This window comes from Macrococcus bovicus, assembly GCF_004359575.1.
GTDB classification, from domain to species: domain Bacteria; phylum Bacillota; class Bacilli; order Staphylococcales; family Staphylococcaceae; genus Macrococcus; species Macrococcus bovicus.
This window is the reverse complement of sequence record NZ_SCWF01000006.1, coordinates 1-14,006: the sequence shown is the minus strand read 5'-3', so window position 1 is coordinate 14,006 and position 14,006 is coordinate 1. Positions and strand designations below refer to the sequence as shown.

General features: G+C 46.9%; 15 protein-coding genes and 1 rRNA gene. 12 read left to right on the top strand and 4 right to left on the bottom strand.

The genetic code is table 11. From position 1 onward, the window contains the following. Positions 1–121: 121 nt before the first annotated feature. The 5 genes from ERX55_RS06660 to ERX55_RS06640 are packed head-to-tail and all read left to right on the top strand — an operon-like array spanning position 122 to position 4,272. Positions 122–832, top strand: a complete 711-nt coding sequence (locus ERX55_RS06660; protein WP_133451791.1) for a glycosyltransferase — start codon at positions 122–124, stop codon at positions 830–832. Between the two features lie 34 nt (positions 833–866). Beyond that, positions 867–1,658: a recombination regulator RecX gene (gene recX / locus ERX55_RS06655; RefSeq protein ID WP_133451790.1), complete on the top strand. Its 792-nt coding sequence runs from the start codon at positions 867–869 to the stop codon at positions 1,656–1,658. Next, the gene (locus ERX55_RS06650; protein ID WP_133451789.1) at positions 1,651–1,974 is read left to right on the top strand and encodes a YfhH family protein; all 324 of its coding nucleotides are present in this window, start codon (positions 1,651–1,653) and stop codon (positions 1,972–1,974) included. The genes recX and ERX55_RS06650 overlap by 8 nt, the downstream gene beginning before the upstream one ends. A 12-nt stretch (positions 1,975–1,986) precedes the next feature. After that, entirely contained in the window at positions 1,987–3,501 is a 1,515-nt protein-coding gene (locus tag ERX55_RS06645) for an ATP-binding cassette domain-containing protein (protein ID WP_133451788.1), read from the top strand. 9 nt (positions 3,502–3,510) lie between these two features. Beyond that, entirely contained in the window at positions 3,511–4,272 is a 762-nt protein-coding gene (locus ERX55_RS06640; protein ID WP_133451787.1) for an ABC transporter permease, read from the top strand. A gap of 23 nt (positions 4,273–4,295) precedes the next feature. Here ERX55_RS06640 and ERX55_RS06635 read toward each other — a convergent pair whose 3' ends face one another. Then, the gene (locus ERX55_RS06635) at positions 4,296–5,282 is read right to left on the bottom strand and encodes a metal-dependent hydrolase (RefSeq protein ID WP_133451786.1); all 987 of its coding nucleotides are present in this window, start codon (positions 5,280–5,282) and stop codon (positions 4,296–4,298) included. Positions 5,283–5,360: 78 nt separating this feature from the next. Between ERX55_RS06635 and mutY the strand changes: the two genes are divergently transcribed. From mutY to ERX55_RS06615, 4 genes are all read left to right on the top strand, one after another. Next, positions 5,361–6,395 carry an A/G-specific adenine glycosylase gene (gene mutY / locus ERX55_RS06630; protein WP_133451785.1) on the top strand — a complete coding sequence of 345 codons (1,035 nt, stop codon included), beginning with the start codon at positions 5,361–5,363 and terminating at the stop codon, positions 6,393–6,395. 65 nt (positions 6,396–6,460) lie between these two features. Then, complete coding sequence (ntdP, locus tag ERX55_RS06625) at positions 6,461–7,012, top strand: nucleoside tri-diphosphate phosphatase (protein ID WP_133431582.1); 552 nt, start codon at positions 6,461–6,463, stop codon at positions 7,010–7,012. 49 nt (positions 7,013–7,061) lie between these two features. Next, a complete protein-coding gene (locus ERX55_RS06620; RefSeq protein WP_133451784.1) occupies positions 7,062–8,804 on the top strand; it encodes an ABC transporter ATP-binding protein in 1,743 nt (580 codons plus the stop codon). 82 nt (positions 8,805–8,886) lie between these two features. Next, positions 8,887–9,489: a DNA-3-methyladenine glycosylase gene (locus ERX55_RS06615; protein WP_133451783.1), complete on the top strand. Its 603-nt coding sequence runs from the start codon at positions 8,887–8,889 to the stop codon at positions 9,487–9,489. A 31-nt stretch (positions 9,490–9,520) separates the two neighbouring features. On the opposite strand, the gene ERX55_RS06610 is transcribed toward ERX55_RS06615, so the two are convergent. Next, positions 9,521–10,606: an FUSC family protein gene (locus ERX55_RS06610; RefSeq protein WP_133451782.1), complete on the bottom strand. Its 1,086-nt coding sequence runs from the start codon at positions 10,604–10,606 to the stop codon at positions 9,521–9,523. A gap of 50 nt (positions 10,607–10,656) precedes the next feature. Next, on the bottom strand, positions 10,657–11,955 hold the full coding sequence (locus ERX55_RS06605) for a glutamate-1-semialdehyde 2,1-aminomutase (RefSeq protein WP_133451781.1): 1,299 nt from the start codon (positions 11,953–11,955) through the stop codon (positions 10,657–10,659). Positions 11,956–12,036: 81 nt separating this feature from the next. Between ERX55_RS06605 and ERX55_RS06600 the strand changes: the two genes are divergently transcribed. Together ERX55_RS06600 and ERX55_RS06595 are read left to right on the top strand one after the other, a co-directional pair. After that, the gene (locus tag ERX55_RS06600; RefSeq protein ID WP_279512556.1) at positions 12,037–12,471 is read left to right on the top strand and encodes a peroxiredoxin; all 435 of its coding nucleotides are present in this window, start codon (positions 12,037–12,039) and stop codon (positions 12,469–12,471) included. Between the two features lie 67 nt (positions 12,472–12,538). Next, positions 12,539–12,994, top strand: coding sequence for a Fur family transcriptional regulator (locus tag ERX55_RS06595; protein ID WP_133451780.1), 456 nt, complete (start codon positions 12,539–12,541; stop codon positions 12,992–12,994). Between the two features lies 1 nt (position 12,995). Here ERX55_RS06595 and ERX55_RS06590 read toward each other — a convergent pair whose 3' ends face one another. Further along, positions 12,996–13,391, bottom strand: a complete 396-nt coding sequence (locus ERX55_RS06590; RefSeq protein ID WP_133451779.1) for a DUF2614 family zinc ribbon-containing protein — start codon at positions 13,389–13,391, stop codon at positions 12,996–12,998. 506 nt (positions 13,392–13,897) lie between these two features. Between ERX55_RS06590 and ERX55_RS06585 the strand changes: the two genes are divergently transcribed. Next, positions 13,898–14,006 (top strand): 16S ribosomal RNA (locus ERX55_RS06585); the annotation flags it as partial.

The window sequence follows — 14,006 nt, the reverse complement described above, 5'->3', positions numbered from 1 at the left end:
ACACCGCTTCGGCGGTGTTTTTTTCTCGGTCCGAGGACTGATTTATGGGCAAAAAGGCGTATAATCATAGGATGACCCTTCTTAATCTGCTAAACTGTTGAGTAAGATAAGGAGGCAGTATATGAAGAAATTAGGATGTGGGCTGCTGTCAGTCATTCTGGTGTGCGTGCTTGTAGTCGTCGGCTTCTTCTACTTCAGGATAAGCAGTGCTGACATGAACGACATCAAGGCGCTGCAGGCTAACAGATATTATGTGCCGGCTGAGGACATGCCGGAATATGTGCCAGCTGCATTTATTGCTGTTGAAGACAAGAGGTTTTATCAGCATGATGGCATCGACTGGAAGGGCACAGGCCGTTCGATAGGCATCGCACTGAAAGATCAGTCGGCTTCACAAGGTGGCAGCACGATTACGCAGCAGCTGGCCAAGAACCTATACTTATCCAGTGAGAAGACGCTGAACCGCAAAATCAGTGAAATGATGATTGCGAAGCGCATTGAAGATCATTATTCTAAATCAGAGATCATCAGCGCCTATTTAACGACCATCTATTTCGGTAACGATCTCTATAATATTGAGCAGGCGGCCAATACTTATTTCGGCACGACAACAGATGCGAGCTATACAGGGATGCCGCAGATTACCGTCCTGCAGAGTGCGATACTTGCAAGTACCATCAATGCGCCGAGCACTTATCACCCGGACCGGTTTCAGAGCGATACAGCGCTGCAGGAACGGACACGCACGACACTGGATAAGATGCATGCCCAGGAACTGATTACAGATGCGCAGTATCAGGAAGCGATGGCAGGAATACCCACTACCAACTAACGCCTAGGCGTTAGTTTTTTTGAGGAGTGACGAGATGAAGATCACCAAGATTGAAGTCCAGAAAAATAATAAAGACCGTTTCAATCTCTATATTGATGGTGAATTCAATATGGGGATTGACAGCGCAACTTACGTCAAGTTCAATCTGCGCAAGGATGATAGACTGACTGAAGAGCAGCTGCAGGCAATCAGAGAATATGATGATTACAGACGAGCGATTAACTCAGCTGTGGTCTACTTGTCCTACAAGAAAAGAACGGAGAAAGAGATCCGCGATTACCTGAAGAAGAATGACATAGCAGAAGAGGTGATCCAGGAGGTCATTCATTACTGTTATGACAACCGCTATATCGATCACGATGATTATGCCAAGAGTCTGATGCATACGATGGTGAACACGACAGATAAAGGGCCCGATATCTACCGGCAGAAACTCTTTGAAAAAGGCATCGAGCGACCGCTTATTGATCATTACTATGCCCTTTACACAGAAGAAATGACAGCTGAGCGCATGCAGAAACTCATTCAGAAGCAGCTGAAAAGACACCAGGGTAGAACGTCCAGTCATCTGGCCGGTCAAAAAACAATTCAAACACTGGTACAAAAAGGGTATAATTTGAATAACATCATGCCTTATATGGAGGAGATGTCCATACAGGACACCGAGGCACTGCAGAAAGAACTGGAGAAACAAGTCAATAGATGGTCAAAGAAAGCAACTGGCTTTGAACTCCGGACAAAAGTCGTCACCGCACTGATGCGTAAAGGATTTAAATATGACGAAATCAATTCTGCCTTAAAGGAAAGTGGGATGGAAGATGAGTGAAGAAAAAAAGTTAGTTGAGATGTCGCGCGGTGAATTACGCGAGGCTATTGCCGGCTATCGTGAGAAAGCCCGTAAAGCTGAGATGCTCGGGGTCATCAATGAGTACGAAGTCTATCAGCGCAAAGCACTGATAGCGGAGAGCTATCTGGTTGACCCGGCAGACATTGTGCTCGGTAAAGTCTATCGTTTAATAGGGGCTGAAGCTGCTTACTTCAAAGTAGAACGAATAAAAGGTGTGTTTGCGTGGGGCTTCAGACTGAACGGCGACGCGCATGAGGAAGGGATTCCTCTCTCTTTGCTGCAATTAGATAAATAAAGGAGTTTGAACATGTCTGGTGATATTCTCGCAAGATTGGTAGATGTAACTAAATATTTCCGGCAGGATCAGACGGAGCAATCACTATTAGAACGTATACAAGGAACAGGACAAGATCAATTCACAAGTATCAAGCAAGTGACCATTCATCTTTATAAAGGTGAAACATTAGGGATCACAGGCATTAAAGGTTCCGGTAAGACTGTCCTCGGCCAGTTAATCGCCAAAGTTGTTGAGCCCAGCAGCGGTAAAGTCAGAAACAATGTCAGTACTTTTCTCGCAAGTGACCGCACGACAACCCATTCAGTCAGTCAATTGATAGAGACCGTTCTCTTGAGCTACAATATTCCGCTTATCGAATATGCGGAGCTGAAAACAGATATTCTGACATTTGCTGAACTGACTGATAAGGACAAGACTAAAGTAAGTGACCTCGAGGCGGCTGACAGAGCCCAGCTTCTTATTGCGCTGACATATTTTCTTGAGCCTGAAGTCGTGATTTATAATGACTTGACGCGACATCTCTCTGTTGCCTTCAAGAAGAAGTTCGCGATGGTGATCGATGCGCTGACTGAATCAGAGAGCGCGGTTGTCCTGATGGAAGAGAAACCGGAACTGATTCCTTACAAAGCCCATTACGTCAGCTGGCTGAGCCATGGGCAGCTCAGAAAGTCAGGTGAGAGGTCTGAAGTGCTCGCTGCTTATGTGGATTACTATAAGCGGTACGAGGCGGTACGCGGTACGCAGAATGAAGAACTCTTCGACCTGGATCATAAAATGCAAAGACAATCTGATGAGCCGGCCAACTATCAACGTGTCACAAGACATATGAAAACATATATGGACAGTGACCTGAAGAAAGGGCTGTTGACTTCCCTCGTGCTGGTAGGTCTGAGCGTGCTGTTCTTTATCCTGGTTCTGAAAGGCGTACAGTATACGCCTGCAGTCGAGGAGAAACCGACGGCTATCAATCAGCAGCAGGTCGTCTATACCGATAAGTATGCGCTTGCTGTCGTCCGGAAAAGCAGTCCTATCACTTACAAAGGTCAGGTCGAGGCGCAGCTGCCGGAAGGTTCACTCGTTGAGATTACAGCTGTCGGCCCGGATGATTACCGCATCGCTTTTGAAGATAAAGAGATGAAGATGGTGAAGAAGAATCTGCTGTATATCAATCCGGCCGCCTTATATGATGAGCGTACTTTTGACGAACTGAATCCGTATATGTACAGCAACTACGTCAACTTCCATCAGTTCTTCAACGGCTTCCTCGGCGCGAGCCGTGCAAAAGTGGAGGCTGGTCTCTACCCGGAAAAACGTCAGCGCTACGTCATCAAGTTGACTAAAAATGATATCTATCTGCAGTTCAATGATCAGAATCAGGTGAGCGGCCTCCGCTTTCCGATGAGAAATGCAGACAAACTGAAAAAGAAATTTGGAATTAAAGATAACAGCTGGATTGTTAAAGTGGATAATGGCTATGCTGTGGCTGATTTTGAATCAGACATGTGGCTTTATTTCCGGAGATAGGTGGATGCAATGAATGAATTAATCACATACTTCCCTTATATGATCAAAAATACAATTATCGAACTGCGTTATAACCTGAAACAGTATGTCTGGTGGCTGGCATTTAATTTAAGTGTTATTTTCCTGAGCGTCTTTCTCATGAATCTCTCCGCTCCGACAGAAACAGACAAGTCACGGCTGCTGTTTCAGCTGAGCGGCTATCTTCTTTTCTTCTGGGTAGCAGGTGCGCTCTACTTCTCGAGCTCTATCTTATCGCGACGAGGCTTTATTCTGAATATCACAAGTCTGCCGCTCTATGTGCTGATCAATGTGCAGATCATTAATTTTCTGCTGCAGTTCCTCATGTCTTTTGTGTTCTTGCTGGTCATCGCACTTTCCAACCATATCCATATGGCGGCAAGTATCCTCGGTGTGTTCTATTTCCTGGTGCTGACCTATCTGCTCCTAGTGCCTGTCGGCCTTACCCTGAGTCTGCTGGAATATTACAGCCGCAACATGAAGCGGATGACCATCATTATCCTCGCTATACTGATGCTATCAGTGCCTATCTTGTGGGTACCGACTCAGCTGCCGGCACTTGCCGTTCAGCTGCTGAGTTTGAACCCGTTCTATTTCCTGGTCAACGGCTTTCAGTCATCTGTCGTGCTGGGACAGGTCGCGTTTTATAATATACCGCTGCATCTGCTCTTTATATGTGAACTCGCGCTGATGTATATCTGGACTTTTTATTGCTATAGGAAACTGAAAGATGAAATCAATAGAGAAAAATAGGCTGCTGAATAAGCAGCCTATTGTTATGGTTTGACGGGATGATTGTGCAGGATTTTGATGAGTTTGTCTTCAGAGACCACCCAGCCTGTATAACTATGGGTGACCTGGTAAGCAGGATCGAGGTTAAGAATCGCGACAAAAGAATAGTGGCCGTTCTTCAGGTATCTGAGGTCGATGAACCTGAGCTCATAGCCGTGAGGTCTATCGACAAGTGTCCAGCGGTAGATAGAGCTGAAACTGAGGAATGCTTTTAAGTTCGGGTCTTTTCTTGCATGCTGCATGACCTCTTCCGGTGGCAGCGGCGTCCGCTTGAAACGGTCACTGAAATGGACATTCAGTTTATAGCTGCGGCCGATATAATAGTAGCGGTCGGTTTCGACAGCGACGCGCCACTCAAAGAAACGGATAGTCGGTGCGACAAAGGTTTTGATGATACGTTCATCCTGCGGCAGAATACTCAGCGCATGCTTGCGGATGGATTGCTGAAGCAGACGTCTGATGATATAGTAAATGACCAGTATCACCGTAATGGACAGGAAGACAGGCACCGGACTGACGCCGAACGCCCAGAGTATGGAGCCTGTGACTAACAGGGCGAACATAATGGGGTCGAAGGTGTTGATGATACCGATCTGTATCCATTTATAATTAAAAGGTCTGAGTGCCTGAGTGCCATATGAATTAAAGATATCCACAAAGACATGCAGGAAGACTGCAAGCTGTGTCCAGAGCCAGAAGTGCAGCACATTGATATCGGGTATAACAAGAAAGATAAGGGCCACAATGACGACCGGCCACATCAATGTGAAAGGAATAGAATGCGTGATGCCGCGATGATTCGTGATATAGACAGCATTGTTTCTTAATTTCAGTACTGTATCAATATCCGGTATCTGCGAGCCGGCGACTAAGGCAGTCACAATGGCCGGATAATGAGCAGTCACAGCAGGGTCGACAGTCGCGAGGCCTGCAAGTGCAGCGCCCATTGCAAAGTGTGTAGCTGTATCCATAAGACGATCCTCCTTTTTCCTTATTATAAATGAAAACAGAATGAATGACATAAACTTTGACGACTAAGAGGTGTAAAAATGAAAAAATCGGAATTATTTGCAGCACATCTCCTGGACTGGTTTGATATCAATAAACGCGAGATGCCGTGGCGGGAAACAAAAGACCCCTATAAAATCTGGCTCTCTGAAGTCATGCTCCAGCAGACACAGGTCAATACAGTGAGAGACTACTACCTGAGGTTCATTGAACGCTTCCCGACCATTGAAAGTCTGGCCGGCGCGGATGAAGATGACGTGCTGAAATATTGGGAGGGGCTCGGCTATTATTCACGCGTCCGCAATTTTCAGACTGCGGTCAGAGAAGTGGAGGAGACCTATGGCAGTGTCCCGGCTGACGGTGAGAAGTTTCTTGCGCTGAAAGGCGTCGGACCTTATACGAGAGGCGCTGTCATGAGCATCGCCTTCAATCTGCCTTACCCTGCAGTTGATGGCAACGTCTTCCGGGTGTTCTCACGCCTCGATGACGATCCGACAGATACTGCGAAGCCGGCCGCACGTAAACACTTTGAGGAAAAAGTGATGCAGGTCATGCCTGAGCGTGCCGGTGATTTCAACGAGGCCCTGATGGAACTGGGGGCGACGGTCTGTACACCGCGCAACCCGATCTGCATGCTCTGTCCGGTGAATGAGCACTGCGAGGCCTTTGAAGCGGGTACTGTACTTGAACGACCGGTGAAAATCAAAAAACTGAAACGTAAAGAACTGCGCTACAAGGTCATGCTGATTGTCAATGACGCAGGGCAGCTTCTCATCACGCAGCGACCGAAGTCGGGCCTGCTGGGCGGAATGTGGCAGTTCCCGATGTTCGATGAGGATATGGCGACGGGGGACATCGAGGAAATACTGGACATGAAGCTCGCAGATGACAAGGAGAAGTTTGTGCATGTGACGCACGGCTTTACGCATCTTGACTGGCTGCTGGACGTCTACATCGCCAGAACAACAGATGAAGCATCGGGTGACTATCGTTTTATCGCGCTGGAAGAGAAAGAGAAGTATACCTTCCCCGTGTCGATGACCAAAATCTTTGACCACTACCAGGCAGGCAAATAGGTTTCATGATACACAATCTGTGCTATAATATTTATGCAAATACTAAATACTAGGTGGTGTGGAACATGGTCAAAGAATCCATACCAAAAGAAGGCCAGAATGTGCAGATCCAAAGTTATAAACATAACGGCAAGATTCACCGCGTCTGGTCTGAAACAACGATTTTAAAAGGGACCAATCATGTCATTATCGGGGGGAATAACAGGACACTTGTAACAGAGAGCGATGGCAGGACGTGGGTGACGCGCGAACCCGCTATCGTCTATTTTCACGCTGAATACTGGTTCAATGTCATCTGTATGTTCAGAGAAGATGGTGTCTATTACTACTGCAATCTCTCTTCACCATTTGTATATGATACAGAAGCCATCAAATATATCGACTATGATCTAGACATCAAAGTCTATCCGAATGGTAAATATCATCTCCTGGATGAAGATGAGTATCAACAGCATATGAAGCAGATGAACTATCCCGCTGAGATTGATCAGATCCTGAGAAGAAACGTTGATACTTTGCAGCAATGGATTGAAAGAAAAAAAGGACCATTCGCGCCGGACTTCATTAAAGTCTGGCAGGAGCGTTTTCATTTACAGAAGCGTATGATGGAAGAATGAATCAACCTATCGAGTATAGGTTGATTCTTAATTTTGAGGAGATGATTTCATGTTGAGGCGTTACCTGCAGTTCGTTAAGCCCTACTCATGGCTTATTGTACTGACTATTATCATCGGGATACTGAAGTTCGGTATTCCTCTATTGATTCCGTTACTTATCAAATACGTGATTGACGATGTCATCGGTAACCAGACGATGTCGGTTGCGGAAAAGAAAGATGCACTCTGGCATGTACTGCTGATTTTTTCATTTATATTTATCGTCATCCGTCCGCCTGTTGAGTACTACAGACAATATCTTGCGCAGTGGACGAGTAACAAGATTCTTTATGACATCCGCAAAAAGCTGTATCGTCACCTGCAGGCTCTGAGTGTCCGCTTTTACTCTAACAACAAGGTCGGGGAAGTCATTTCACGGGTCATCAATGATGTAGAGTCAACGAAGGACTTCATTGTGACAGGACTCATGAATGTCTGGCTGGATCTCGTCACGATTATCATTGCGCTCGTCATCATGTTTACGATGGACGTCAAACTGACCATTGCCTCACTCGTCGTCTTTCCGTTCTATATTTTCAGCGTCTATTACTTCTTCGGCAACCTGCGTAAATTGACCCGTCGCCGCTCGCAGGCACTGGCTGAAGTGCAGGGATTCCTGCATGAACGGGTGCAGGGGATGAACGTCATCAAAAGCTTTGCTATCGAAGAGAATGAGAGCGAGCGCTTCAATAAACGGAATATGAATTTTTTCGAGAAGGCGCTTGACCATACGAAATGGAATGCCAAAAGTTTCGCCGTCATCAATACGGTCACAGATATCGGACCGCTGATTGTCGTCGGCTTCGGTGCCTATCTTGTCATCAGTGATGGTCTCTCTGTCGGCAGTCTGGCTGCATTCATCGCTTACCTGGATCGTCTATACGGACCGCTGCGTCGTTTAGTATCCAGCTCCACGACCCTCACACAAAGTATGGCATCGATGGACCGTATGTTCCAGCTGTTCGATGAGCCTTACGATGTCGTGGATAAACAGGGGGCACGGAACCTGAAAGTTCAGCATGGCGACATTCAGTTTAAGAAGGTCGGCTTTAAATACAATGAGGACGATAATGAAGTCCTGCATGACATCAATCTCGATATCAGAAGCGGTGAAACGGTGGCCTTTGTCGGTATGAGTGGCGGCGGTAAGTCGACGATGATCAGCCTGATTCCGCGATTCTATGATGTGACGAGCGGCGAGATCTGTATCGATGGTCACCCGATCGATGACTTCACAATAGAGAGTCTGCGCAATCAGATCGGGATGGTCATGCAGGATAACATCCTGTTCTCTGATTCCATCCGCGAGAACATTCTTCTCGGTAAACCGGAAGCGACGGAGGAGGAGATGATCTACGCTGCCAAACTGGCCAATGCCCATGACTTCATCATGAGTCTGCCGGAAGGTTATGATACAGAGGTCGGTGAACGGGGCGTCAAGCTGTCAGGCGGTCAGAAGCAGCGTGTCGCTATCTCCCGCGTCTTCCTGAAGAACCCGCCTATCCTCATTCTGGATGAAGCGACAAGTGCGCTCGACTTAGAGAGTGAAGCGGTGATTCAGGAAGCACTTGAAACATTATCCAAGGACCGCACGACGGTTATTGTGGCACACCGCTTATCGACTATCACACATGCGGATAAAATTGTCGTCGTACAGAATGGTGAGATCAAGGAAATCGGTACGCATGATGAACTGATGGCCAATCAGTCTCACTATTATAATCTTTATACGATTCAACATTTGGATAGTTAACAGATTCCCTCTGTTGTATGATAGAAGTATCATACAACAGAGGGGTTTTTTATTAACAGTACGCATAAAAGAGGGATGTTAAATGGATTTAAGTTTTCTGGCAGAAGATACACTGACAGCAGCACAGGCGCTGCTCGGTAAGAAGATCACAACGATGACTGATGGCATTGTCACGTCCGGCTATATCACAGAAGTGGAGGCTTACCTCGGTCTGGAGGATAAGGCGGCCCATGCGTATCAGGGCAGAAGAACGAAAAAGAATGAGATGATGTATCGCGACTACGGCACCGTCTATGTCTACACCATGCATGGGCACCACTGCATGAACTTCATCACGAAGGATGAACATTCGCCTGAAGGGGTGCTCATCCGCGGACTGGAGCCTGTAGAAGGAATTGAGACGATGCAGATACGGCGCGGACGGCTGGATCATCTGACAGACGGGCCGGGCAAGCTGACGCAGAGCATGGGCATCAGGCGGGACCAGTTTAACGGGACCAGGCTGAACGACGGACCGCTGACGATAAGTGCTGGCAGGGTGCCGGTAGCTGTTCAGGCATCGAAACGGATCGGTATAGACAACAAGGAAGAAGCGGTCGACTATCTTTACCGCTTCACAGTTGCGGGGAATCCGTATGTCTCAAAGGACAGAGTACGACCGGCTGTAGATAACGGCTGGCAATAGAAAAGGCTGACTCAAAAGAGTCAGCCTTTTTTTAGACGTCCTGAATATCATCAGCCACTTTTATCTTGTTGTCGTCTTTATGGTAATGATAGAAACTGTGCGTCAGTTTATCGAGATGCTCCAGTTTCTCGCGGTATTCAAAGAGGGCACTGATGATCAGGATGATATGCTGCTTATTATAAGGCGGGTCTTCAACCTTCCGCATCTCAGCAAGTATGAGTTCCAGCACGTCTTTTTTGAAGTCACCGGTCATGAAGTTCTCCTCAGCAAGGTGCGTCGGTGACAGCTTATTGCTGAACTGCATCAGGATGCCTTCATGAAGGGTCATCAGTTCGTCCATCTCAAACTTCAGCTGGATACGTATTGTTTCAGGCAGATGCAGAATATCATTCTCATAGCGGTTGATTCTCCGGAGCAGGTCATAGGCACGTCGTGTCGTCATGATCAGTTCCTTGAATAATATCTTCTTTCTGATGTTGCGGTAGTTCTGTTTTTTGGTCAGCGCCCGTTCATTCTTATAGAGATTGAACTTGGATTCAACTGCGATGATACGGTCTCTGATATCCTCAATGTCATGCTTGACGACATGATATTCACTGGAGCCGTTGATGCTGAGGCGCAGCCATTTGAATATATCGTTGCCGATCTGCTGACACGTATAGTAGAGCTTCGTCTCATACTGCGGCGGCAGAAACAGCAGATTGACAATCGCTGCACTTAACACACCGATCATGATAAAGGCGAAACGTGTGAAGGCAGTAGTCAGGAAATCGTCGCCAGTGGCCTCCATGATGACGAGCTGGGTCACCACGGCAAGGCCGGTCACGTTCTGCAGATGCAGCTTGGCAAGAAGAGAGATCAGGATAATCGTCGTCAGGCCGATGATGAAGAGATGGTTGCCGAATGTCTGGACGACAATGATGGCGAGTAAGGCTCCGATCAGATTACCTTGCAAGTTCTCAAGCACCGATTTATAGGATTGATAGACACTGGGCTGCATGGCGAAGAGTGCCGAGATGCCTGCGACGACATATCCCGGTGTCCCGAGCATCTGCGCGACGTAGAGCGCGAGCATAATCGCAATGCCTGTCTTGAAGATTCTTGCACCTAGTTTCATTCAGTTACCTCTTTTTAAATCATAGTACCTCACTTATACAATAGGAATCATCATTTGACAAGCGACATTTCCTTGAAACTGTTCTCCACAGCGACGAGTGTCTCGTCGATATCTGCTTCAGTATGGCGCACCGTGATGAACCATGCCTCGTACTTGGAAGGCGCGAGATTGATGCCTTGATTCAGCATGAGCTTGAAGAACTGAGCGAAGAGTTCGCCATCTGTGTTCTCTGCCTGTTCATAGTTCACCACTTTCTCCTTGGTGAAGTAGAGCGTCATCGCACCTTTCAGGCGATTGATGGTTGCGGGTATCTCATACTTCTCAATCAGCGCCTGTACACCGTCTTCCAGCTTTTTGCCGAGCGCATCGAGATAGTCGTAGGTGCCTTCCTCCTTGATGACTTCTAATAGGGCGATACCCGCCTGCATACTCAGCGGATTACCTGCCATTGTTCCCGCCTGATAAGTAGGACCGAGCGGCGCGACATGCTCCATGATATCCTGACGGCCGCCGTATGCCCCGATCGGCAGACCGCCGCCGATAATTTTGCCGAATGCAGTCAGATCCGGTCTGACACCGAGCATATCCTGTGCGCCGCCGTAACAGAAACGGAATGCTGTGATGACTTCATCATAAATGACCAGCGTGCCATTTGCATGGGCGATATCATTGACGGCCTGCAGGAAACCTTCAGCGGGTTCGACGATGCCGAAGTTGCCGACGATAGGCTCAACCAGTACCGCTGCAATCTGATCGCTGAAATGATGAATCGCCTCCTTGAACGAATCAATATCGTTGAAAGGCACCGTGATGACTTCCTGCGCGACACTTTGCGGCACGCCGGCAGAATCCGGTGTCCCTAACTGGCTGGGACCGCTGCCGGCAGCGACAAGGACTAAATCAGAATGGCCGTGGTAGCAGCCCGCAAACTTGATGATTTTGTCACGTTTCGTAAAAGCACGCGCGACCCGGATAGTGGTCATCACAGCTTCAGTACCAGAATTGACGAAGCGGATCTTCTCTAAAGAAGGAATCGCCTCGCGCAGCATCTTGGCGAACGTCACTTCGTGCTTCGTCGGTGTACCGTAGAGGACACCAGTCTCAGCTGCCTGCTTGATGGCTGCCGTAATATGAGGATGAGCGTGACCGGCGATGATCGGACCGTACGCGGCCAGGTAATCGATATAACGGTTGCCGTCGACATCATAGAAATAAGCGCCCTCTGCACGTTCCATCACGACAGGTGCACCGCCGCCTACTGCCTTATAAGAGCGTGAAGGGGAATTGACGCCCCCTAAAATATACTCGTTCGCCTCTTGTTGTATACGTTCAGATTCTGAGAAATTCATAGCTATAACCTCTTTTATTTAAATTTTTTTCGTCCCTATCGTATCATAATTATAAAAGAATGATGAGCAGGAGGAATTGATTTGAAAATACCGGCATTCAATATGGTCAACCAGAACGGTGAGGCCATCACCGAACAAAATCTGAGAGGTCAGAGAACGATTCTCTACTTCTATCCGCGTGATAATACGCCGACATGCACGACACAGGCCATTGATTTTACCGGGCATCTGACGGAACTGCGTGCAAAAAACATACAGGTTCTAGGTGTCAACGGCGATTCCATGAAGAAACACCAGAACTTTATCAATAAGCATCATATCGGTTTTGACTTGCTGGTGGATGAAGATTATCAGCTGGCAAAAGAACTGGGTATCTACCGGCAGAAGAAAGTATTCGGCAAAGAATCGATGGGCATCGTGCGCACAACCTTACTCATCGGTCCTGATTTAACGATAGAAAAACGGATAGACGATGTGAAAGTGAAAAATCAGCTGGAAGTCTTATTCGCCGAGTAAGCAATATTGAAGTTTTAGTGATTAAGTTGTATGATAAGTAAATAAAAACAGGGAAGAAGGTGAGAGTATGGCGGTCGAACAACATTCAGTTGAAATCAAGCTTCAGGAAGCGGTGCAGCAGTTAAGAGGTCAGGGTGTCAGAATTACACCGCAAAGACAAGCCGTACTCGCCTATCTGATAGAAGCGGATACGCATCCTACTGCGGATGAGATCTATAAGGCCCTCAGCCCTAAGTTTGACAGCATGAGTGTAGCTACCATCTATAATAACCTTAAAGTCTTCAAGGAATGTGGACTGGTCACTGAACTGACTTATGGTGATGCAGCTAGCCGCTATGACTTTGAGACAGCCAATCATTATCATGTCATCTGCACGAGCTGCGGTAAGATCACTGATTTCCAGTATCCCCGTCTGGATGAAGTGGAACAGATTGCCCAGCATCTATCAGGCCATCAGATCACCCATCATCGTATGGAGATATACGGTATCTGTCCGGAATGCGCAAAAAAGGAAGAACGCTGATTCAGCGTTCTTCCTTTTTTTCCATTGCTGCACTTTTGCGCTTATTGTTATAGTCCTCACTAAAAGCCTTACCTTCAAGTGACGGATCTAAAGTAAGAGGCTCATTGCAGTTCGCGCAGATATCAGCACGTCCCAGCATCTTCGTATAATGATTGCAGTTAGGACAGAGCACAGTCACGGCACGCATCGAAAGCATGCCAATCCAGAAGTAGACAATAAAACTGAGCAGGAAAGCAAGTGTCCCGAGCAGCAGGAAGATGGCAAAGAGTACTTTACTGTGTGCCATATATAGAAGGACAACCCCTAAATACATGACAATCATTGCAGCGAAGATCAGACCGAGCGCCCAGGAGCGGATGCGGTTGATTTTACTCGTCGGCTTCTTGTTCCATTTCATAGCAACACTCCTTATTTGAATACTGAAGAAAGTATAGCATAAAACTCGTTCATAACCTGTCAGAAGAATTTTTGAAAAAAATGAAGAAAAGTATTGACGCTCCGGCAGAAGCTTGCTAAGATATAAAAGTCGCTGAAAACGACAGGCACCTCAGAAAAACATTGAAAAATGAATTTTCGAAAGTGTAAAAAAGATACTTGAAACTAGCAATTCATTCGAGTAAAATTTTTAATGCAAGCTTGAAAGAGACAGCAACTTAACTTTAAATGACTGATACGAAGTGTAAAACTTCTTGAATAAAAGTCTTGCAAAGCACAAGCTAAGCTGTTATAATTTAATCTTGTAACACCAAATGAACATTGAAAACTGAATGACAATATGTCAACGTTAATTCCAAATAAGACTGCGATTTTAATCGCTAGTCGCATTTGCAAACTCGCGTAGCCGAGTTTGTACAATGTTAAAGAGTGATTGGCTTAACCAATCAGAGAGCTTTATCAAACACTTTTATGGAGAGTTTGATCCTGGCTCAGGATGAACGCTGGCGGCGTGCCTAATACATGCAAGTCGAGCGGACAGACGAGGTGCTTGCACCTCTGAAGTCAGCGGCGGACG